We start from the raw sequence: 20,757 nt of genomic DNA on the forward strand, positions 1-20,757 counted from the left end.
AAACGACGGGGGAAGCGATGGCAACGAAGCAGAATGTGCCTGCAAATTTATACGATCTGGATATGGAGCGCGCGATCTTAAGCTCGCTTTTGCAAAACGAGGACGCATACGGCGAGCTGAGCGAGATAATCTCGGTCGGCGATTTTTTCTACAAGCCGCATGCCGATATCTACGAGGCGATCGTCAAATGCTCATCGCACAATGAGCCGATAGCACCGAGCTTTGTTAAAAAATGGCTAGCCGAGCGCTACGACGATGGCGCATTTACCGAGGTCGTAGCCACCAGCGGCGTGGTCGATGCCCCAAAATACGCACTCGAGCTGCGCGAAAAATCGATCAAGCGCTCGCTAATCAAGGTCGCGCACGAGATCCCTTCGATGGTAAACGAAGCCGTGCGCAGCAAAGATACCGCCGATAAAATCAGCTCCAAAATTTACGAGCTAATCGACGAGGAACGCCACGGCGGCATCAAAAAATCGCACGAGATTATCGCCGACGTGGTAGAGGAACTGAAGCGCCAAAAGGCGCTCGCAGGCTCGGAGCTCGTGGGGCTGGATACCGGCTTTCGCTTCCTAAACGACTGCACGAAGGGGCTGAAGCCTGGCGAGCTCATCATAATCGCCGCTCGCCCCGGCATGGGTAAGACCGCCTTTGCGCTAAATTTGATGATGAAAACGCTGCAAAGCGGCAAAGGCGTCGTATTTTTCTCGCTCGAGATGCCCTCCGTGCAGCTGATGTATCGCATACTAAGCGCGCTTAGCTCGATCCCGCTAAGCGACATAATGAGCGCCAAGCTCAGCGACGACGACTGGACGCGTTTTAACGACGCTTGCGACGCGGTGCTGAATATGCCGCTTTTCGTCTATGACAGCGGCTATGTAAACATCCACCAGGTCCGCACCCAGCTGCGCAAACTTAAATCCGCGGACGCTAACATCGAGCTTTGCGTGATCGATTACATTGGACTTATGACGAGCACGAGCAACTACTCCGAGCGCCACCTGCAAATCGCCGAAATTTCGCGCGGGCTCAAGCTCTTAGCGCGCGAGCTAAACATCCCGATCATCGCGCTATCGCAGCTAAACCGCTCGCTCGAGGCGCGCTCGAACAAACGCCCGATGCTAAGCGATCTGCGCGAAAGCGGCGCGATCGAGCAGGATGCCGACATCATACTTTTCGTCTATCGCGACGAGGTTTATAAAGAGCAGATGGAGCGCGAGCGCATTTCGCGGCTGGAGGCCGAGGGCAAGGATGCGGGCGAGCCCGTGTTTAGGCGTAACGACTATCAGGAAAAAGCCGAAATTATCGTCGGCAAAAACCGCTCTGGAGAGGCGGGCAGGACGATCGAGGTGGGCTTTCAGGGCAGATTTACCCGTTTTGTCGATACGAGCTTCGGCGGCGAACCAAGCGAGAGCGCGATCTTTAATGAAAACGACAATCTCGACTACGTTTCGCAGCTGCAAGATCAGGGCTTTGAGGAGCCTGCTGCGCCGCGCCTCGATACGGCGCAGAATTTGCAGCAGAATTTAACGCAGAATTTTAATGAAGCTCAAAATTTTAACGAAGCGCAAAATAGCGGCGTAAATTTAAATACAAGCTCCGCTAGCGCTCGAAACCCCGGAGTAAATATCGATTTTGACGAGATGCCTAGCTTCGGCCAAAGCAGCGGGCAGGACGGCGAGGAGATAGACGGCGAGTTTAAGCTTAGCGCAGAGCAGGGCTTAGCAGAGGTGCGTCGTGCGGCACAGAACGCACCGCAAAAGCAAGAATTTAAGGGGCAAAATTTAGATGATACGAGAGCGGGCGTCGTCGCGCCTCAAACAGAGGGCGCGCATAAAAATTTAGCGGGCACTCTGCAAGGCGTAAAAGGCACATCGCGGGGTACAAAAGGCGCGCAGCAAGGTGCAAATAACGCACGGCAAGAGGATGCTACGTATTTTGAAAGCGGTAAGGGCGATGAGCCGCCTTTTGAGATGCAGGAGCGGCAAGAGGACGAGGCGAAATTTAAACCCGCACCGCCTCTAAATATCGAAGAGATGGGCATTCCAAAGATCAATGAGGCAAACAGGCTCGATGACGACGACGCGCCGCTGGATCTGTGAAATAGCGCTTAGGCTAGCGTTGATCGTTAGCGTTTTTTGCTTCGCGCTTTACGCGCAGGATTTGGGCGACGCGGGCTTTTGCGCGCTAGCGGCGTTTTGGGCTTATGCGCTATTTCGGGTGCTATTTAGCTTTTTTTACGAGGCGAAGCAGCGCGCCAACGCGGCTCTATTTCGCAGCGGCGGAACTTTGATTAAAATTTTTAGAGGCAGGCTGATAAGCGGGGTTTTGGCCTGCGCGGGCGCGATCCTCTTAAGCGCCACTTTGGCGCTAGGCCTAGCAGATCTGCGCGGCGCGGAGTTATTCGTGACGCTCGCGGCGCTGCCTGCAGCTCTTGCTCTGATGCGCCTAGCGGTGCTGAAGCTCAGTCTAAAAGAGATTAAAAATCCTAGAATTTTATCGCTCAAACTTAGCATTTTGCTACTCGCCGTGCTTGCCGTAGCGGTAAATTTTGCCATAAATTTAGCCTATTTGCGGCTTGCGGATGCTGCGGATTTAGACATGCACTCTCAAAATTCCGCGATAAATTTTACTTCGCCCGCCCGCACCGCCACATCCATGGGAAATTTCGCGACAAACGACGCTTCCGCGCCCGTCGGAAATTTAGCAACAGATAATGCCGCCAAATCCGCTAAAAATTCCGCTGCGAACAACGCCGCCATAGTTGTGCGAAATTCCGAGGCGGACAATGTTATCAAGTCCGCGTCGGACGCCGTTAAAAAGCTCGCTGCTTCGGCCGCAAATTTTAAAGCGAGCTCCGTCAGGACGGCGCAGGTCTCGGCTGCAAATTATAAGGCAAATACCGCCGCTGCGCTGCAAATCAACGCTAAAAATTCTACGGCAAGCTCCGCCGCAGCGCAAAATTTAAATTTAGCTCCAAGTCCCGCCGCACCGAGCATGGCCGCCGACAGTTCCGCTAAAAATTCCGCGACAAGCTCCGCATCAATCCCTGAAATTTTTGAAATTTTAAAATCTACCGCGCCGCAAGCGCACTTCAGATCCGCCCTGTTAAATGAAATTTACGCTTTGAAATTTTACAAAAACGCGCTGTTTGAGCTGGCGCTGTCGCAGAGCCCTAGCTCGCTAAAAATCGCTCTTTTGTTTCTGATCTGCGCGGGTGATTTCCTCTTTTACTGCGCGATTTTGCATCTTTGCGCCTTCGTGCTTTTTATGCCGCGAGCCGCAGCCGCGCCCAAAATAGGGCGCTTTAGCGGCACGATATTCGCGCTTGCCTACGTCACGCTGTGTTTGATCTGCGCCGCGCAGACGCGCGCGGCAGGCGGCGGCTCGGAGAGTGTGCATCCTAAAAGCGCGGTCGAGACGAGCGTGCAGATCGTGCTGCAAAGCGGCGAGCGGCTGATCTTAAGCGCGCGCGAGGCGGACGTTCTAAGAGGCGAGCTAAACGCCACGCGCTTCGCCGCGGAAGCAAACGCCGCGTCCGCGCTGAATAGCTACATCGACGCCGTTTACGACGAGGGCGCGAGGCTTAGCGCGCAGAAAATGGCGGATTTCAATTACTCGTTTCTGAGCGATTATCTAGTGCTGTGGCACGGCGTGTGGGACGATGACGCGGGGGCGTATCTGAATGAGAAATTTGCGCTCTTCGTAAGCGAAAGCTTCCCGAAAGATTTTGGCGAGAACATCGCTAAAATCGCTGCGGCAAACGTCAAAAATTATGAGAACTCGCTAAATTTTACGCTCAAAAAATACGGCGCGAAAGTTGATCTCAACGTCACGCAGAGCTTCAGCCTAAAAAGTAAGGCGTATCGCGCGAGCGGAACGGGGCTTGGGGCGCTGGGCGGCGTGCTAGGCGCAAAACTGATAAGTAAGAGCCTCGCTAAAACTGCGGCCAAGACGGGCGCGAAAACCCTTGCCAAGGCGGGTGCCAGCGCGACTAGCGGTAGCGCGGGGCTCGTATGCGGCCCGGGCGCGGTAGTGTGCGTGCCTGCGTTTGCCGTGGTTACGTGGTTCGGGCTGGATTTTGCGTTTGCCAAGGGCGACGAGGCGCTGAACCGAGAGGAGTTTGAAGCCGCGATCGTGCGCGATATGATGGTGGCGAAAGAGGAGCTAAAGCGCGCGTTGGCGCAGGATTTCAACGCGACGATAGATGAAATTTCGAGTGAAATTTTAAATTTAGACGGGAAGTAGGGCGGCAGATTATTCCCGCGCAACTTAGACCCGTTGCGAGCGAAATTTTACGGCGGATTATGGAGCCTTCGTGCGTAGCGTACGGCGTACGGCGTGCATCAAAACGGGCAGTTCGGTAGATGCGAAACAGTAGCGAAACTAGCGGCAAAAAAATAGGCGGCACAAAACGAATAGCGTAGCAGATGCGCAATAAACAGCGCCTCAGGTTTTGAATTTATAAAATTTTATCCTACGCGAAATGCGGCGCGATTTAGACCCGTTGCGAGTAAAATTTAGCGGCGGATTGAGGAATTTGCGTGCGCGAGGCTTGCGCGACAGCGGCTAAAATTTAAAATTTCATCTAAGCGCAGGCGGGTGGGATTACGGCGCACTTATCGCGCCGCCGCACCCTTTAAATTTAAGAGCCAGCTAAAAATTTTTAAATATAATCGCCGCTTAAAACAAGGAGCGATAATGAAAAAATTCTATCTTAAAATTTCGTTATTTGCGTTTATAGTGGCATTTGCGGCGATTCCTACTGCAGCAAAATCGCATTTGACAAGCTTGATAAAGTTAGAGGATTTTAATAACGAAGAGCAAAGGACGCTTTTTAAATCCTGCGATTACGGTGACGGAAAATACGGTTCGTGCAATAAACTCGTTGAAATTTTATCTAAAGAGTGCGACGATGATAGGCGTTATTTAAGTTGTGAATTAAATGCACTTCTTTTATTGACATTAAATAGAGACGAAAAAGCTATAAATTATCTTGTTAAAAGTTGCGATGCAAATTTAATGACGAGTTGCTTATGCCTTAATTGGGAAGATCTGTATTTCACCGGAAATACGGATAGGGTTTTAAAGAGCTTTAAAAAAATATGTAGTATGGATTCGGAATCTGCACATGAGTATTGCGGATTTTACGATGAACTTAAAAAAAATTTGTATGGAAGACAAAGAGTGCAACCCAAGAGGAAAAATGAAAGAAATTTATAATAAACTATATGGGGAGTTGAAATGACAAGGCTAGGCTTTATATTTTATTCTATGATATTTTTAGTTTCTGTCGCAATGGCTGGCAAGCCTACGGCTGAAGAGGAAAATCTTTATAATGAATGCGATAAAGGAAACGGCAAATATAGCTCGTGCACTAGGCTAATAAAAATTTTATCCGAAAAATGCGATAGTGGAGATATGATCGGATGTGCCGATGTGGGTTATATTATGGGCTTTGAACTGGGTATGCGTGAAGCCTCGGTCGCACCATTAGATAAATCTTGCAAGGCAGGCATCGCCGAGTCCTGCTACAATCTGGGAATATTTGACATTATGAGAAGAGGTAATATTGAAAGGGCTTTTAGTAGCTATGTTATAGCTTGCGAAAGATTTACCGATGAGAAAAAACTACTTAAGTTAAAATCTTGCGAACTAAGAGAAGCTCTAGACGGCTGTTTGCGCGGCAGTAAAGATCGCGATCCTGTAAAATGCGCTAGAAAGGCATACGGGAAAATTTATCAAGAATACCATGAAAATGAAAATTCAACCAAGGAGTAAAAGATGGCAAATCCAAAGAGGAGTAAAGAGCGATAATGAAAGAATTTTATCCTGCAATTTGGCGTCTTTGATCTTAATGATGCCGGTCGCGGCAGAGCGCAACTAAAGCGTAGCCGCTAGTAAAAAGATAAAATTTACGTCGCCTGCCGATCTAAATTTAAATTTATATCATTCGTAAAGATTAAAATGAAAGCACTATTGTTTATACTCGCGTCGGTTCTGTTTTTAAAGGCTGAGAGCGTAAGCGAAATTTATTCTCTAGCGGCGCCTGCATGCGATACTTACGATTTAAATTTTAAGAAATGCAGTAGCGGCGACGGCAAAGCATGCTATTTGGCGGCTTTAATTCTAAATAATAGATTTTGCACACGAAAAAACGACGATTTGGCATTGGAATTTTTTGAAAAATCATGCAGTTTGGGATATGCCAAAGGTTGCATTTTTATGGGACAAGCGTATTCGCTTACTTCTTTGGATGAAAAACACGCGAAAATCAAGACATATTATGAAAGAGCTTGCGAGCTGGACGCGAAATTTTGCGACGATTACGGGCATTTATATTTTTACGGCGAGGGCGTAAAAAAGGATGAGCTTGTGGCAAAAGAGTATTTTAAAAAATCCTGCGATGCAGGAAATCCCGCAGGATGCGGGCACTTTGCCACATCGTTAAACAGAGAGAATGAGAATATAAATGAGGTTATGAAATTTTATGAAATCGGCTGCAACGGAGAGCATTACCCTTCGTGCTACGCTTACGGACTACTGTTGTGGGCTAAAGTAGATAAAAATGAAGGCAAAAATTTTTGTAAAAAGGCTTGCGACAGGGGCAATATAAAGGAGGCGTGCAAATGGGTGCTTGATATGAGCAAAGAGGAGAAAGAGCAAATTTTATATTTGAGGCGATATTTAAAGCTAGGTTGCGAGGGTGGCGACACGCAAATGTGCAAGGATTTAGAAAAAATCAAGCGATGGTAGGCAAATTTAAAACGGTATAAATTTGCTTGCTCGTAAAATTTTTAAAATTTTAGCTTTAAATTTTGAAATTTTCAGCTTCATTTATACGCATTCTTTTCACGTCATACGGCTCTACAGATGCTTGAAATTCTATAAATCTTTCACCGCAGCGATCTACTTTATATTTGCGTAGTATTATTTCGAACCTGGCATGAGGAGTCGAAATTTAAAGTAGGCTAAATCAATCGCAATTCTTATTTAAAATACGGATCAAATTTAGCCGTAGAATTTCCAAATTTAAAGAGCTACTCTCTTACGATAAATGCGCCGCTAAATTTACCGCCGTGCGCGAAATCTCTCGCCTCGTCCTCGCTCTTAAATCCGCTTAAAAAGACGCGGTAGATCGGAGCGCCTTCGAAAACAAACTCTTTGATTATAGCCGGATAGCCCGAGGTGTTGTGGTAGTCGAGTTGGTAAATTTGCGCCCCGCTTCTGTTTCTAAACGCGCCGATTTGCACCATAAAATTTCCGCCGACGATGGTTGCTTTCGGCGAGCCTTTGGCGATGGTATGTCCGTAAAAGCCCACTACTTCGAGCTTTACCGGCGCCGTACCCCTGGCAAAAACGCCCACTAGATTGGCCGCCGTTTTGCTAAGATCGATGACGCGTCCGTCCACGAATGGACCGCGGTCGTTGATACGCACGGTTACGGTGGCGCCGGTATCGCGATTAACGACCTTTACCATAGTATTCATCGGGTAGGTTTTATGTGCGGCGGTCATTCCGTTCATATCGTAAATTTCGCCGTTTGAGGTGTATTTGCCGTGAAAATTCGGCCCGTACCAGCTGGCGATACCGATCTGGGTATCGCCGACGCTTACTTGCTCGGGGTAGTAGGTTTTGCCGTTGATCTTATAGGGCCGCATGGTGGCGGGGGAGTTTTTGCCGATCTTGGCGCCGCCCGTAGATCTGGATGACGGTGTGGTACGAAACGAGCAGCCGGCGAAGATCAGCGCAAAAAACACGCTAAGAAGGGCTATTTTTCGATACGACACCTACGCTCCGATCTATTTGTTAAATTTTATATTATTTAAAGCCACTACCTTTTTATTTTTCGCGCTAAGCTCGTCCGTTAAGCCGGCAAGTGCGCCCTTGGCTTTGCCTTTGCGATTTTTTAGGCGCGGCTCATAGGCTTGCAAGATGCCTTGATTTACGACAAACTCGGCGTATTTGCTCTGCGGGATGTAGAAAAAGTACTTGCCGTTAAGCGGAGAGATGCCGTTTTTAATGTGCGCGTTGTAATCCTGCATCTGCGACGGCGAAATTCCGATCTGCTTGGCGACGGCGCTTAGCTTCGTGCCTGGAGCTACGGCGATACGCTTTAGTCCCCACGGCTCGTTTTCGAAGAGTAAAATTTTACGCATATTCTCGTTTTGCGCGATATAGGCGTATTTGATGATGCGTTTGATGAAATTTTTAGTCTCCGTAGGGAGCGCTTTGCTCTTTAAAAGGCGACCCAAATCGTCGCTTCCGGTGGCGTTAATGGCGTTTCTAAGTCTCTGCTCGCCGCAGTTATACGCCATAAGCGCTAGATACCATTTGCCGAAATTTTGCTTTAGGTGCAAGATGTATGAAAACGCCGCATCCGTCGAGGCTGCCGGATCGCGGCGCTCGTCTACGGCATTATCGACTCTAAGGCCGAAATTTTTTGCCGTCGTGGGCATCAGCTGCCACATACCGCCCGCGCTTGCGCCAGAAGTTACGGTATTTTTAAGATGCGATTCGACCATCGCGAGATAGAGCAGAAACTCCGGCGCCTCGATATTGTCGATTTCGGTTTTTACCAGATACGCGTTATGCGATTGGCTGGTGACTATGTGTTTAAACTGCCTGCGGTCGCCTGCGTCGATCGCGCGAAAGATACCCGCGACTACGTTTTGACTCGATTCGTTATTCTCGATACCGAATTGATTTAAAATATAGTCGTGGTTTGCGCGCATCAAATTCGGCTGACTTGCAAACCCTTCAGCTACTAAAAGTAGTGCTAAAAATATGAATTTCAAGGCTTTCATTATTCTCCTTTGATCTGATCGCCAAAAAGCCTACAGGCGTTTTGGCTGGTTATATCTTCGATTTCATCTACACTTAAATTTAAAATTTCGGCTATTTTTTCTACCACCAGCCTCGTGTATGCCGGCTCGTTGCGCTCGCCGCGATGAGGATGCGGCGTGAGATATGGCGCGTCCGTTTCTATTAATAATCGCTCTAGCGGAATTTGAGGTAAAATTTCTGCCAAGCTTTTGGCGTTTTTAAATGTCAAAACTCCTCCGATGCCGAAGTAAAACCCGCTATCTGCGAGACTTAGCAAAAGCTTGCTAGCGTTGAAGCAGTGCAAAACTCCGCCGCAAAGCTCACCCGCTCGCTTTTTTAAAATTTGAAAGCTATCTTCGTTGGCATCGCGGATATGGATTATGAGTGGTTTTTGGAGTTTTATTGCTAGGTCGATTTGTGATATGAAGGCTTGTTTTTGAGAGGAGATTTCGGCGGATTTGGCTTCGGGGCTCTGCTTCAGTCTAAAGTAGTCAAGCCCGCATTCGCCGATGCCCACGCACTTTGGATCGTCCGCGTACCGTTCCAGTACCTCCATATCTATGGATTTTATCTCGTATGGGTGCACGCCTGCGGCAAAATACACATTCGTGTGCGAATGCGCTATATCGCAGGCTTTGTCAAGATCGGCTATATCTGCGCCGGGTATTATGATGCTTCGCACGCCTGCACTCTGCGCGCGGTCTAAAACCGCGTCAAGATCGGCATCGAAGCTGGCATCGTCTAAATGGCAATGTGTATCTATAATCATAAAACTCACTTAATAAAATTTCTCGAAGCGGATTCTACGATTTTTTGCAAAATCACGCTTAAACTAAAATTAAACGCGGTATTGTAGCGAAAAATTTCAGATTTAAACTTAAACTTAAAATTCTTTTAACCGAGCCTTAGTTTTTTAGCGAATTCTAGGGCTTCGGCGGTGATCGTCTTGCCGCTTATCATCCTGGCAAGCTCGGTGATCTTCTCCTCTTCGCCCAGCAGCCTCACCGACGAGGAGCCGCCCTCTTTGCTTACCAAAAAATGCGCCGCGGCCTTGGAGCTAAGCTGCGGCTGGTGCGAGATCGCAAAAATTTGATAAAATTTTGAAATTTTTACTAGCACGTTTGCGATACTCATTGCCTCTTTGCCGCTTAAATTTGAATCGATCTCATCTAATATCAAAATTCCGCCGCCCTCGTTCGTAAGATCCAGGCTCGCGGCGATAAACGCGAGGCGCAGGCGGTTCGTCTCACCCGAGCTAAGGCTTTTAAAATCGGTTTTATCGATACTCGTGCCGATCTCGTCACGTCCGCGCTCGTTTAGCTCTGCTTCTTTAAACTCAAGCCCCACGCCGTTCATATAAAGCTCGCTAAGATAGGAATTTATGAGCTGCTCAAGGGCGTCCTTTTTGCTCTTTCTGGCTGCACTGATCGCGCCAGCAAGCTCATCCGTTTGCTTTTTTAAAATTTCAAACTCGCTTTGCAGCTTTGATTTTTCAAAGCCGATCTGCTCATAATGCGCAAGCTCTTTCTTGCGCGCTTCAAGCGTAGCTAGCGCCTCTTCGACGCTTCCGTAGCGCCTATTTAGCGCGCTAAGAGCCTCGATGCGATCTAAAATTTGCTCTATGTCGATGTTTTCTAGCTCGTCTAAATTTAGGCTCTCGCGCTTTAGTCGCAGCTCGTTCATCGCTTCTTCGAAAAAATCGCTCTCAAAGCCGCTGAGCTTCAGCGCCTCGGTCGCGCTGCGTTCGAAAGCGAAAATTTGCTCCGCCTGCGCCCAAAGCTCCTCGATCTTATCTTTTTTGCTGAGCCTCTTTTTGATCTGCAAAAGCTCGTCGTATTCGCCGATTTTAGGCGATACGCGCTCGATCTTTTCAATCTCGAAGCGAGCGAATTCTTTAAGCTCCTCGATCTTGCGCTCCTGCTCATTTATCAGCGCGATCTGTTTTTGCACGGCGATAAATTGCTCGAAAGCTTCTTTAAATTTGGCCAAATTTTGCCCGTGCGCGGCGCTTTTTTTGCAGGCGCACGCATCCAGCAGCGCGAGTAAATTTGCGCTGTTTATCTCGCCGCTGTCTTTGGAGCCTAAAAATTTTACGTAGCCGCCGACGATTAAATTTAGATTTTTTTTCGAGACCGATTGAGAGTTGATGAAATAGCGCACGGAGCGGTCTTTTACGAGCCTGAAGTTATTCGGCGTCTCGTTTTGTAGGCCGAACTCGTCCATCTCAAATTCACTATTCACATCGGCTTCGATGAGCCCCGCGTCGCTGTCTTTTAGAGCAAAGACCGCCAAAATCGCGTTCATCAGTATCGATTTGCCCGCGCCGCTGCTGCCCGTAAATACATTCAGCCCCGCGCCGAAGCGCAGATCAACTTCGCCGAAGCTTAGATTATTTTTGATATAGACCCGCTCTAGCATCCGCCGTGTCCCCATCTGAGTTTGGCTTTTAAAACGTCGAAATAATCGTAGCTCTTGCGTTTTATTAAATTTGCTTTGGCGTGTGAAATTTTAGCGCTCACGCTGCTAAATTCCGCCATATCAAAAACGTCTTGTCCATCGATGACGACGCCAACTTCTGAGCTTCCGGCGTTTTTGAAGCTTACGAGATATTCTTTGGGAAGGATCAAAGGCCGCTGCGTCAGGCTGTGCGAGCAGATCGGCGTGACGCAAAACACGTCGCATAGAGGATAGACGATCGGGCCGTTGGCGCTCATATTATACGCGGTCGAGCCCACGGCGGAGCTTACGATCACGCCGTCGCCGTAGTAGGTGTTGAAATATTTTCTGTTTAAAAAGGCGTCGATCTTTGCCATTGAAGAGATATGGCTGCGAGTGATTACGACGTCGTTAAATGCGGTCTTGCGGATGATTTTGCCGCTGCCGTTTTCCAGTATCACTTCGAGTAAAAACGGGCGCTCGATCTCATATTCGCCGCGCAAAAATTCCTTTAAAAATTTTGCGAATTCGCTCGGCTGCACATCCGTTAAGAAGCCCAAAGTGCCCGCGTTGATACCCAAAATAAAGGCGTTTTTGTCGCTTAGCAGCCTCGCAAGTCCGATGAGCGTGCCATCGCCGCCGAGGCTGATTAAAAAATTGGTCTTTTTTAAAATTTCGGCGAGTGTATGCGGCTTGAAGCCTAAAAATTCGGCGCTATCTTGCTGCATCAAAAGTTCGATACCTTGCGCTTTTAAAATTTCACAAATTTGCTCCGCGACGGGGCGAATTTCCTCCGATTTTTTGGCTATTAGCCCTGCAAATTTTAAATTTTCGTGGATTTTATTTTTGCTTTCCATTTTTCTACTTTCGGGCGCTATTTTATAAAAAATTAGCTTTGTAAAAGCAAAATTTAACTATAATCGGCTCTTGAAATTTTATTAAAAAGGAGTAATTTTGCGAAGTCATTACTGCACGGATTTGAGTAAAAAGGACATCGGCAAAAATGTAACCGTATGCGGCTGGGTAAATTCCTACCGCGACCACGGCGGCGTTATTTTCATAGATTTGCGCGACCGAAGCGGCTTGCTTCAGCTCGTGTGCGATCCCAAAGATAGCAAAAAAGCGTATGAAATTGCAAACGAAGTACGAAACGAATTTGTCCTAAAAGCCGTCGGCAAGGTCCGAGCTCGCGGCGAAGGGCTGGAAAATCCAAATTTAAAAACCGGCGACATCGAAGTCGTGGTAGAAGACCTACAGATCGAAAATCCAAGCAAACCGCTTCCTTTCGTAATCGGCGATAAAAGCGTCAATGAGGAAACGAAGCTGAAATACCGCTTTTTGGATCTGCGTGCCGATGGAAGCTTCGATAAATTTAAGATGCGCTCCAAGGCCGCGATCGCCGCGCGAAATGCGCTCGATAGGCTCGGCTTTGTAGAGGTCGAAACGCCGATCTTAACGCGCGCGACGCCCGAGGGCGCTAGGGATTATCTGGTGCCTAGCCGCGTCTATCCGGGCAGCTTCTACGCGCTTCCGCAAAGTCCGCAGCTTTTCAAGCAGCTTTTGATGTGCTCGGGCTTTGATAAATATTTCCAGATCGCGCGCTGCTTCCGCGACGAAGACCTCCGCGCCGACCGCCAGCCGGAATTTACGCAGATCGATATTGAGATGAGCTTCAACACCCAATACGACGTAATGAACGTAGCTGAGGAGGTTTTAAAGGACATTTTCAAATCCTGCGGCCGCGAGATCGTCACTCCTTTTAGACATATGGAGTATAAAGACGCGATGGAGCTTTACGGCAGCGACAAGCCCGATCTGCGCTACGATATGCCTTTCATCGACGTAGCCGATATTTTTGAAAAATCGAGCAACGAAATTTTTTCAAATTTAGCCAAGGATCGTAAAGCCAACCGCGTAAAAGCTCTGAAAGTCGAGGGCGGCGATCTAAAATTTAGCAAACGGCAGATGCAAGGCTTTGAGGAATACGTTAAAAAATTCGGCGCGCAAGGCCTTGCGTTTATCCAAGTAAAAGAGGATGGGCTGAAGGGGCCGCTGGTAAAATTCTTTGAAAAAAGCGAGCTGGACGAACTCATCAAACGCTGCGAGCTTAAAGTCGGCGACGTCGTATTTTTCGGCGCGGGCAAAAAGAAAATCGTGCTTGATTATATGGGCAGATTTAGAATTTTCCTCGCAAACGAGCTTGGTCTGATCGATCCGAACAGGCTTGAGTTTTTGTGGGTCGTAAATTTCCCTATGTTTGAGCAAAACGACGACGGCAGCTACTCCGCGATGCACCATCCTTTCACTATGCCGAACAATCCCGACGAGCCTGATTTAGAGGATATTACCTCGATTGCCTACGACGTCGTGCTAAACGGCATCGAGCTTGGCGGCGGTAGCATCAGGATCCACAAGGCGGACATTCAAGAAAAGGTCTTTAGGCTGCTTAAGATCGAGCCTGCGGAGCAGAGGGAGAAATTCGGCTTCCTGCTCGACGCGCTAAGCTTCGGCGCGCCTCCGCACGGAGGTATCGCGATTGGCTTTGATAGGCTGATGATGCTGGTTACCGGCTCAAGCAGTATCCGCGAGGTTATCGCGTTTCCTAAAACGCAGCGCGCGCAGTGTCCGCTTACCAAAGCCCCTAGCGTCGTTACAGACGAGCAGCTTCGCGAGCTAGGTCTCAGGCTTCATAAGAAGGAGCAAAAATGAAAAGCCTTTTTCTAATCATTGGCGCTCCTGGCAGCGGCAAAACGACCGATGCGAGCATGATCGCTCAGATGAATCAAAGCATCGAGCACTACTCCACAGGCGATCTGCTGCGTGCCGAGGTAGCAAGCGGCAGCGCTCTTGGTAGGCAGATAGACGGCTTCATCTCTAAAGGCAATCTCGTGCCGCTTGATATCGTCGTAAATGCTATCGTTAGCGCAATTAAAAGCTCACCTAAAGACTTCATCATCATCGACGGCTATCCAAGAAGCGTCGAGCAGATGAGCAAACTAGACGAGGTGCTGCGAGGAGACGATGATGTAAATCTTAGCGCGGTAATCGAGGTATGCGTTAGCGAGGAGGTCGCCAAGGAGCGTGTTTTAGGACGCGCTCGCGGAGCGGACGATAACGAGGAAGTCTTTAAAAACCGCATGGCGGTATTTTCAGAGCCGATCGAGGATATCCGTAAATTTTACGGCGACGCGGGCGTATTTTACAGCGTAAACGGCGAGCGCACGGTCGAGGAGATCGTAGCGGACATAAACGCTATAATCGCCGCGCAGATCGAAAAACTGGGCTAGCGCGCTTGGATGGCGACTTAAATTTTAAGCGCTTCCGGCTCCTTTTTTGCATCGCAAGCGGTACAGATCGCGCTTAAATTTAACGCGCCTCTGTGCGAGCGCGCCTTTAAATTTATAGCTTGCCGTTGCGCTAGATAGCCAAATTTTAAGCGTAAATTTAAGCAGCTCGCGCCGCAAATTTAATGCGAGCATCAAATTGCAAGCGGTTTTTAAATTTAATAAAATTTCAGATCTGTTTGCGAACGCAGAGATTAAAATTTTAAGGATAGATATGGTTAGAAAATTTTTACTTAGTATGGCTTTATGTGCGGCTGCATTCGGCGCGGGCGGGTTCGTCCCGAGCGGCTCCGCGGCGCAAACTCAGCCGTCGAGCGTCAAAGAGGCGCTTACATTAAGAGATGATTCTTTTGTCACGATCGACGGCAAGATAAAATCTCAACTCAGACACGAGCATTATAGATTTGTGGATCAAAACGGCGATAGCATCGAGGTTGAGATCGATGATGACGTTTGGCGCGGCGTGAGCGTGGATGAAAATACGCTCGTGCGAATTAGCGGCGAGATCGACAAAGATTTTACCAAAACGACGATAGACGTGAAAAATATCAAAATTTTAAATTCTAAATAAAGGAAAACTATGGATCTTTCAAAGATAAAAGTGGGCTCAAACCCCGACAAAATCAATGCAGTGATCGAGATCCCTTACGGCTCGAATATCAAATACGAGATCGACAAAGCAAGCGGTGCGCTCTGCGTAGATCGCGTGCTCTACGGCGCGATGTTTTATCCCGCAAACTACGGCTTCGTGCCCAATACCTTGGCCGACGACGGCGATCCTGCGGATGTTTTGGTTCTAAACGAATACCCGCTTGCCGCCGGTAGCGTGATCCCATGCCGTCTAATCGGTGTTTTGATGATGGAGGACGAAAGCGGCATGGACGAGAAGCTGCTTGCCGTGCCGGTTAGCAAGATCGATCCGCGATATGAGGGCATTAAATCTATCTCCGATCTGCCTAAAGCGACGCTGGATAAGATCAAAAATTTCTTCGAAACCTACAAGCTTTTAGAGCCGAATAAATGGGTCAAAGTAAAGGATTTCGCAAGCGCCGCCGAGGCGGAGAAAATCCTTGATAAAGCGATCAAGGCTTATAAATAATACATTTTTGCGCGCTCGGCGCTAAAATTTAATCAAAATTTGACCGATCCACTCGGTCAAATTTATCGTTAAATTTTAATTCTACAAATTTTCAAATTTTAAAATATTTTAAATTCCGTGCAAATTTTAACCGTAGCCCGCGCTTGGTTTTTTATCGCTTATTTTTTGGCGGTTAAGCCAAGCGGCTTTGGATTTATTTAATAAAGATTTTTTAAAACTACATTGCGTGAAATGGTGCTACGGGGATCGGAGCCTTATACGTTAACAACGGAGAAATTCCGCGAGCTAAAGGCTCCATATAGACCGCAGTTAAAATTAGAAATTCGCTATCTTGATTTTGAAAGAGATCGCGGGCGTCATTGCAAAATTACAAAGCTGATGTCATCACAGACAAGAGCCTTTGGTCTGCCGTACTACGTAAAAATTTAAAATTTACACGCTGCATAAAATTCGGAAATCTAAATGATGCCAAATGATTTACTATCGCCATCTTTTTAAATTTAGTAATAAATCTATAAATTTTGATTCCAAAGGCTTTTGTTTTAATAAGACGTCAAACACTTGATTAAATTTTTAAAACTGAAACTCCCATGTGAGTTTATAGTTCCTACCCGGCGAGTAAAAGCGGTTGATGCCAAGCCCTGTTTCTTGATCTATCAGATTGCTAGTTCCAAAAGGCCTTATTGATCTGGCGCTTTCCCAAGTGATATATTTGCGATCGGTTATATTATATGCGCCTGCACGAAGAGTTAGATATTTGATCGGCTTTACATATGTTACGAAGTCTATCGTGGTATATCCGCCGCTTCTCCATTCCACTTCGCTATTGCTTACAGGTTTGCCGTTTACGATTTTGCCGCTTCGCGCTTGCTCATACCAATACATATTATAGGTGTCGTCTCCTTTTTTTGCAGCTACCGCAGTTACAAATAGATCTGCGCCGAATTTATCGCCTGGGCTTTGGTAGCTTACACTATAAACCGCCGTTCTAGGCTGGATTGCATTCATCGGAGTATCTATTTTGCCATTGCCTATGTCCATTCTACCCTTTTGGATACTTAGCTTGTATCCAATGCTAAAACCCTGCAATGGCTGCCAAATTTGATCCAAAGCCAGTCTTGAATCTATCTCTATTCCTCTTACTCTTGCTTTTGGACGATTTACGTTTTGATACACAGAGGTAGGCATTGTACTTCCGCCGTTCCCGTAAGGAAGCTGGAATTCCCCCCTATATTGTAAATCTATAAAATTCCTATAATCCGTTTGGAATAAATTTAATGTAACGAAGCTTGGCGAATTATGAAACGTAAAGGCAATCTCTTTAGTCTTTGCCGTTTCTTTTTTCAAATCCAAATTCGGATATATCGAAAAATCCGGATGCTGGAAAGTGAAGTAAATTTCGTCCGAAGTAGGCGCCCTAAATCCGTTTGCATATTTAAGCTGAAGCCTGAAAAAATCAAGTGGATCGATGCTTGTAGATAAAGAATATGAATTTGCCGAATATTTTCTCTTCTGAGAAGCTAAATATACGGTGTTGGCTTCCGCATTTGCATTTTTATGCGCCTTTATCTCATCACTAGACGGTGTACCGGGAAGTGGAGTATAAGGAACAAACATTCCGATAAATAGATCAGTTGGAATTTTTGGGGTAACGCCTGGGGTATATGATGGATTGTGTTTAACCTTATCATACCTATAATTAAGATCAAAGGCTAAAACATCGTTTATACGAAAGTCATCTCCCACATAAAGCGCTCCGGTTTTGGTCTCAACCGGAATAAGAAAACTAAACGGTTCATCTGCGTGGCCGCAAGAATTATTATAAGAAGAAGCGTTGGTGTATGATTGGCATTTTTCTGGATACCAAGTGCCTAATATGGGAAACTTAGGATTCGTATTTCTAACTCCGGCAAAATATTTAGCCCACCATTGCTTATTTTGAGGAGAATAACCCGCTTTATTTATCATACTTTTATCGCTTTTGCTATAGAGTCCGCCATAGCTTAGAGAGTGTTCCGTACTTTTTATCTGAAAATCTTTTGTAAGATCAAGATTAAACTGCTTAGTATCGGTATTTAAATCTCTATCTTTCCAGTTATTTTCTACATATCCGTTTTCACTAGGTAAAAGTACTTGATCCGAGCCAACGGGTGATAATTTACCGTAATTGCCTTTGCTATAAGGTGTAGTTATTTTGTTTATGGAATATGTTTTATATGTGCCGCTATCGGTATCAAAAAGAGTCATACCTTTAGAACAATCATATTCATCACAATTTACGTAAACATCATCATTAGGTTTATAACTACTATACGCGTCCGTATTTAATATATGAGGTTCATTTTTTGGATTATCCGGATCTGAAAAATCAAATTGACTATCTACTAATGTAGGCATAAATCCCCACTTTAGCCATGTCTTTACTTCTCCTCCGTATTTATCTACCATTTTTCCGTTTTCGTTTATATGTAGACCGGACGGATTTGAAATACCCGCGCAGTTATCGCCCTCGCAATATTCGTCCGTTCTTGCCTTTAGTTTAATACGTTGCTTATTGTAGCTAAATTTCAGGCTATCCCATAAAGGCGTTTCATCGAAATTTTCGTAAGAAAACGAGTAATTCTTTCTTTCGCTTGTATCGTTAGTGTGTCGTATATCGTTAGTCAATGCTCCCCAAGGGGTTTGCGTATTGTAAAGAGCGAATTGATTTGACCAATCCGTTCCTTCCGATTTTATATTAGACTTATCGTATCCTAAGCTAAATCTATCGGTATCGGTAGGCTGAAAGCCAAATTTTACCAATGTGCTTTTTTTGTAAATTCTATACGGATCGGGCTTTTCCCTAACTTTTCTGATGACGGTTGGGTCATAGTCTTTATAACCCCAGTTTTTTAGTTCATGTCCTTCTCTATCGGTGTGAATAGCCAAGAGATCAAACCATTTAAACCGAACTGCAGCTGCGTGGCTTTGCCAGTTTTGTCTATCTGCGCTTTGATACCCGCGTTTAAATCCGTAATACCAATCCTTCTCCGTTAGATAGTCTCTCGCATCCTTTGTCTCAAACGCCACAGAACCACCTAGCGCGCCCGAGCCTCTTTTTACCGAATCTGCACCTTTAGTGATATCTACCTGTCTTACGTTTTCAACCTCAACGCCGTTTCTAGTGTTATTAAAGTTTCCGTATCCTTCAAATAGATCTTTAAAACCTTGCGAGCTTAACGTTTCTGCTTGGCGAAGTCCATCAATACTTATATCTACACGGTTTTCATCCACGCCGCGGATCGAATAACCACTAGCACCGAATCTTCCGCTTTCGACAACTGAAACGCCGGTTTCGTGACGAACCATATCTCTACTATCGCTAACTTGCTCTTTGGCAAGTTGCTTGGAGCTCTTTTTGGTTTCGCCGACTTTTTTGGTAAGCGGGTCGCTTTCTACGTTTCCCGTAACATTGATCTGCCCCAAATCTTGGGAGCCACCTTCGCTATCGTCTTGCGCAGCTAAAGTGACTGCACATAAACATAGCGTACCTATAGCCGCAACAGAAAGCCTAAGTAAGCTCATTTCGATCCTTTTATAATACTATTTCTCATATGCGTTATTAAAAGAGGCGCTATAATAGTGAAAAATTCTTTAAATTTAAATTAAAAAGAATTTATTTATCATTTATAATTATGGAACTTAATTAAGTTTAAAGAATTCCCCAGTCTTGCGCATCTATCTCTTAAATTTACGTTTTTTAAAATTACAAATTTTTACTTTAAATTTTAAAGTTTTTTATGAAATTCTAAACGATGATGGGGTAAATAAATTTTGAAATTTTAAGTTAAAAAATTTGAAAATTTTATCATAAGTAAGCGGAATTTTATCTACGCTCGTAGTATTTCGGGCATCATGCGGGTCGGCATTTTTACGAAGCTGCGCCCTGCAAAATTTATAAAATTTCGAATTTCCGTAAATTTACTCAAGCGTTTGCGGCGCAAAATTCCTCATTTAGCATTTATAAGCTCGGCTTGCGTGTGGGCTAGGTCCGTAGATAGCCCAAGACGGCGCAAAATTTCTAGGCGCCTAGCTCTCCTTCAAAAGCTTGGTTAGCGCCGTGCCGCTTTCGTCGTGTTTGCGGATGTTTTTATAAATTTTATTGAAATAAATTTCTAAAAATTCCTGATCGTCAATTTTCTCTTCGCCCTTTTTCGGCACGATCTTTCGGTACTCGCCGCTGCTTTGCAGCTCGAATGCGAGCTCATTGTCGCTTAGCTGAAGTTTTAAAATTTCTTTGAGCTTGTTTTGCAAATTTTCGTTGTAAATCGGGCTCATCAGCTCCAGCCTGCGCTCTAAATTTCGCGGCATCCAATCCGCGCTCGCGATGTATAGGCTGGGCTGCGCGTGCGCGAAATAAAAAATTCTAGCGTGCTCCAGGTATTTACCGACGATCGAGATCACGCGGATATTTTCGCTAACGCCCTTAAGCGCCGGGCGCAAGCAGCAGATGCCGCGCACGATGAGATCGATCTTTACGCCCGCAGCGCTTGCTTTATACAGCGCCTTGATCATATCGCCGTCGACAAGAGCGTTCATCTTAGCGATGATCCTGCCGGCAGAGCCTTTTTTCTCCTCGTTTTTTACCATCGCTAAGAGCCGCTCTTTGATCTGCATCGGCGACATAGCGAGGTTGTCAAGCTTGCGGTTTTTGTTGTAGCCCGAGAGGATGTGGAAGAAATTCGTCGTGTCCTTATCGAAGCGGTCGCCGCAGGTAAAAAAGCTCACGTCGGTGTAAATTTTAGCGCTCGAGCCGTTGTAGTTGCCCGTGCCTAGGTGGATATAAAATTTTAGCTTGCCGTCCTCTTTTTTGATGATCTGCGTTACCTTGGCGTGGACTTTAAAGCCCGTGATGCCGTAGATGACGTGCGCGCCCGCGTCTTCAAGCGCCTTCGCCCAGTGCAGGTTGTTTTCTTCATCAAACCTCGCCTTAAGCTCTACCATCACCGTTACCTGCTTGCCGTCGCTTGCGGCCTCGATCAGGCTCTGGACGATCGGGGAGTTTTTCTCCAC

General features: G+C 46.4%; 15 protein-coding genes and 1 pseudogene. 9 read left to right on the plus strand and 7 right to left on the minus strand.

What is annotated here, in order from left to right; genetic code table 11:
- Nucleotides 1-17 precede the first annotated feature (17 nt).
- The 5 genes from Q0438_RS05880 to Q0438_RS05900 all read left to right on the plus strand — a co-directional run bounded on the left by Q0438_RS05880 (nt 18) and on the right by Q0438_RS05900 (nt 6,756).
- Nucleotides 18-2,102: a replicative DNA helicase gene (locus Q0438_RS05880; protein WP_299188487.1), complete on the plus strand. Its 2,085-nt coding sequence runs from the start codon at nt 18-20 to the stop codon at nt 2,100-2,102.
- Nucleotides 2,056-4,248 carry a hypothetical protein gene (locus tag Q0438_RS05885; RefSeq protein ID WP_299188490.1) on the plus strand — a complete coding sequence of 731 codons (2,193 nt, stop codon included), beginning with the start codon at nt 2,056-2,058 and terminating at the stop codon, nt 4,246-4,248. Before Q0438_RS05880 ends, Q0438_RS05885 begins: the two co-directional genes overlap by 47 nt.
- A gap of 453 nt (nt 4,249-4,701) precedes the next feature.
- Nucleotides 4,702-5,223 (plus strand): hypothetical protein, encoded by a 522-nt coding sequence (locus Q0438_RS05890; RefSeq protein WP_299188493.1) that lies wholly within the window; start codon nt 4,702-4,704, stop codon nt 5,221-5,223.
- Between the two features lie 21 nt (nt 5,224-5,244).
- Nucleotides 5,245-5,781: a hypothetical protein gene (locus Q0438_RS05895; protein WP_299188496.1), complete on the plus strand. Its 537-nt coding sequence runs from the start codon at nt 5,245-5,247 to the stop codon at nt 5,779-5,781.
- A gap of 186 nt (nt 5,782-5,967) precedes the next feature.
- Nucleotides 5,968-6,756, plus strand: a complete 789-nt coding sequence (locus Q0438_RS05900) for a tetratricopeptide repeat protein (protein WP_299188498.1) — start codon at nt 5,968-5,970, stop codon at nt 6,754-6,756.
- Between the two features lie 284 nt (nt 6,757-7,040).
- Here the strand turns inward: Q0438_RS05900 and Q0438_RS05905 are convergent, their stop codons facing one another.
- The 5 genes from Q0438_RS05905 to Q0438_RS05925 all read right to left on the minus strand — a co-directional run bounded on the left by Q0438_RS05905 (nt 7,041) and on the right by Q0438_RS05925 (nt 12,119).
- Nucleotides 7,041-7,790, minus strand: a complete 750-nt coding sequence (locus tag Q0438_RS05905) for a septal ring lytic transglycosylase RlpA family protein (RefSeq protein WP_299188499.1) — start codon at nt 7,788-7,790, stop codon at nt 7,041-7,043.
- 12 nt (nt 7,791-7,802) lie between these two features.
- Nucleotides 7,803-8,807 carry a lytic transglycosylase domain-containing protein gene (locus tag Q0438_RS05910; protein WP_299188500.1) on the minus strand — a complete coding sequence of 335 codons (1,005 nt, stop codon included), beginning with the start codon at nt 8,805-8,807 and terminating at the stop codon, nt 7,803-7,805.
- Nucleotides 8,807-9,595 carry a TatD family hydrolase gene (locus Q0438_RS05915; RefSeq protein ID WP_299188502.1) on the minus strand — a complete coding sequence of 263 codons (789 nt, stop codon included), beginning with the start codon at nt 9,593-9,595 and terminating at the stop codon, nt 8,807-8,809. The genes Q0438_RS05910 and Q0438_RS05915 overlap by 1 nt, the downstream gene beginning before the upstream one ends.
- A 125-nt stretch (nt 9,596-9,720) precedes the next feature.
- Entirely contained in the window at nt 9,721-11,244 is a 1,524-nt protein-coding gene (locus Q0438_RS05920; RefSeq protein ID WP_299188504.1) for an AAA family ATPase, read from the minus strand.
- Nucleotides 11,238-12,119 carry an NAD(+) kinase gene (locus Q0438_RS05925; protein WP_299188507.1) on the minus strand — a complete coding sequence of 294 codons (882 nt, stop codon included), beginning with the start codon at nt 12,117-12,119 and terminating at the stop codon, nt 11,238-11,240. Before Q0438_RS05925 ends, Q0438_RS05920 begins: the two co-directional genes overlap by 7 nt.
- A gap of 97 nt (nt 12,120-12,216) precedes the next feature.
- Here Q0438_RS05925 and aspS point away from each other — a divergent pair, with 97 nt between their 5' ends.
- The 4 genes from aspS (at nt 12,217) to ppa (ending at nt 15,705) form a co-directional block, all read left to right on the plus strand.
- On the plus strand, nt 12,217-13,971 hold the full coding sequence (aspS, locus tag Q0438_RS05930; RefSeq protein ID WP_299188509.1) for an aspartate--tRNA ligase: 1,755 nt from the start codon (nt 12,217-12,219) through the stop codon (nt 13,969-13,971).
- Nucleotides 13,968-14,549 (plus strand): adenylate kinase, encoded by a 582-nt coding sequence (locus tag Q0438_RS05935; protein WP_297882540.1) that lies wholly within the window; start codon nt 13,968-13,970, stop codon nt 14,547-14,549. Before aspS ends, Q0438_RS05935 begins: the two co-directional genes overlap by 4 nt.
- A 196-nt stretch (nt 14,550-14,745) precedes the next feature.
- Entirely contained in the window at nt 14,746-15,177 is a 432-nt protein-coding gene (locus Q0438_RS05940; RefSeq protein ID WP_299188511.1) for a YgiW/YdeI family stress tolerance OB fold protein, read from the plus strand.
- Between the two features lie 9 nt (nt 15,178-15,186).
- Nucleotides 15,187-15,705: an inorganic diphosphatase gene (gene ppa, locus Q0438_RS05945; protein ID WP_297896257.1), complete on the plus strand. Its 519-nt coding sequence runs from the start codon at nt 15,187-15,189 to the stop codon at nt 15,703-15,705.
- Between the two features lie 573 nt (nt 15,706-16,278).
- Here the strand turns inward: ppa and Q0438_RS05950 are convergent.
- Both Q0438_RS05950 and Q0438_RS05955 read right to left on the minus strand, forming a co-directional pair.
- Nucleotides 16,279-19,269, minus strand: coding sequence for a TonB-dependent hemoglobin/transferrin/lactoferrin family receptor (locus Q0438_RS05950; RefSeq protein ID WP_299188514.1), 2,991 nt, complete (start codon nt 19,267-19,269; stop codon nt 16,279-16,281).
- Between the two features lie 504 nt (nt 19,270-19,773).
- Nucleotides 19,774-20,757 (minus strand): annotated as a pseudogene (locus Q0438_RS05955) (RNA degradosome polyphosphate kinase); the annotation flags it as partial.

Origin of the sequence: uncultured Campylobacter sp., assembly GCF_938030785.1 — a bacterium.
In the GTDB taxonomy this organism is placed as follows: domain Bacteria; phylum Campylobacterota; class Campylobacteria; order Campylobacterales; family Campylobacteraceae; genus Campylobacter_B.

What these genes read in the sequence shown, in the direction of transcription:
- Q0438_RS05895 (WP_299188496.1), top strand. Translation starts at nt 5,245, where the DNA reads ATGACAAGGCTAGGCTTTATATTTTATTCTATGATATTTTTAGTTTCT.
- Q0438_RS05925 (WP_299188507.1), bottom strand. Translation starts at nt 12,119, where the DNA reads ATGGAAAGCAAAAATAAAATCCACGAAAATTTAAAATTTGCAGGGCTA.
- Q0438_RS05920 (WP_299188504.1), bottom strand. Translation starts at nt 11,244, where the DNA reads ATGCTAGAGCGGGTCTATATCAAAAATAATCTAAGCTTCGGCGAAGTT.
- Q0438_RS05910 (WP_299188500.1), bottom strand. Translation starts at nt 8,807, where the DNA reads ATGAAAGCCTTGAAATTCATATTTTTAGCACTACTTTTAGTAGCTGAA.
- Q0438_RS05935 (WP_297882540.1), top strand. Translation starts at nt 13,968, where the DNA reads ATGAAAAGCCTTTTTCTAATCATTGGCGCTCCTGGCAGCGGCAAAACG.
- Q0438_RS05950 (WP_299188514.1), bottom strand. Translation starts at nt 19,269, where the DNA reads ATGAGCTTACTTAGGCTTTCTGTTGCGGCTATAGGTACGCTATGTTTA.
- Q0438_RS05880 (WP_299188487.1), top strand. Translation starts at nt 18, where the DNA reads ATGGCAACGAAGCAGAATGTGCCTGCAAATTTATACGATCTGGATATG.
- Q0438_RS05900 (WP_299188498.1), top strand. Translation starts at nt 5,968, where the DNA reads ATGAAAGCACTATTGTTTATACTCGCGTCGGTTCTGTTTTTAAAGGCT.
- ppa (WP_297896257.1), top strand. Translation starts at nt 15,187, where the DNA reads ATGGATCTTTCAAAGATAAAAGTGGGCTCAAACCCCGACAAAATCAAT.
- Q0438_RS05890 (WP_299188493.1), top strand. Translation starts at nt 4,702, where the DNA reads ATGAAAAAATTCTATCTTAAAATTTCGTTATTTGCGTTTATAGTGGCA.
- Q0438_RS05885 (WP_299188490.1), top strand. Translation starts at nt 2,056, where the DNA reads ATGAGGCAAACAGGCTCGATGACGACGACGCGCCGCTGGATCTGTGAA.
- Q0438_RS05915 (WP_299188502.1), bottom strand. Translation starts at nt 9,595, where the DNA reads ATGATTATAGATACACATTGCCATTTAGACGATGCCAGCTTCGATGCC.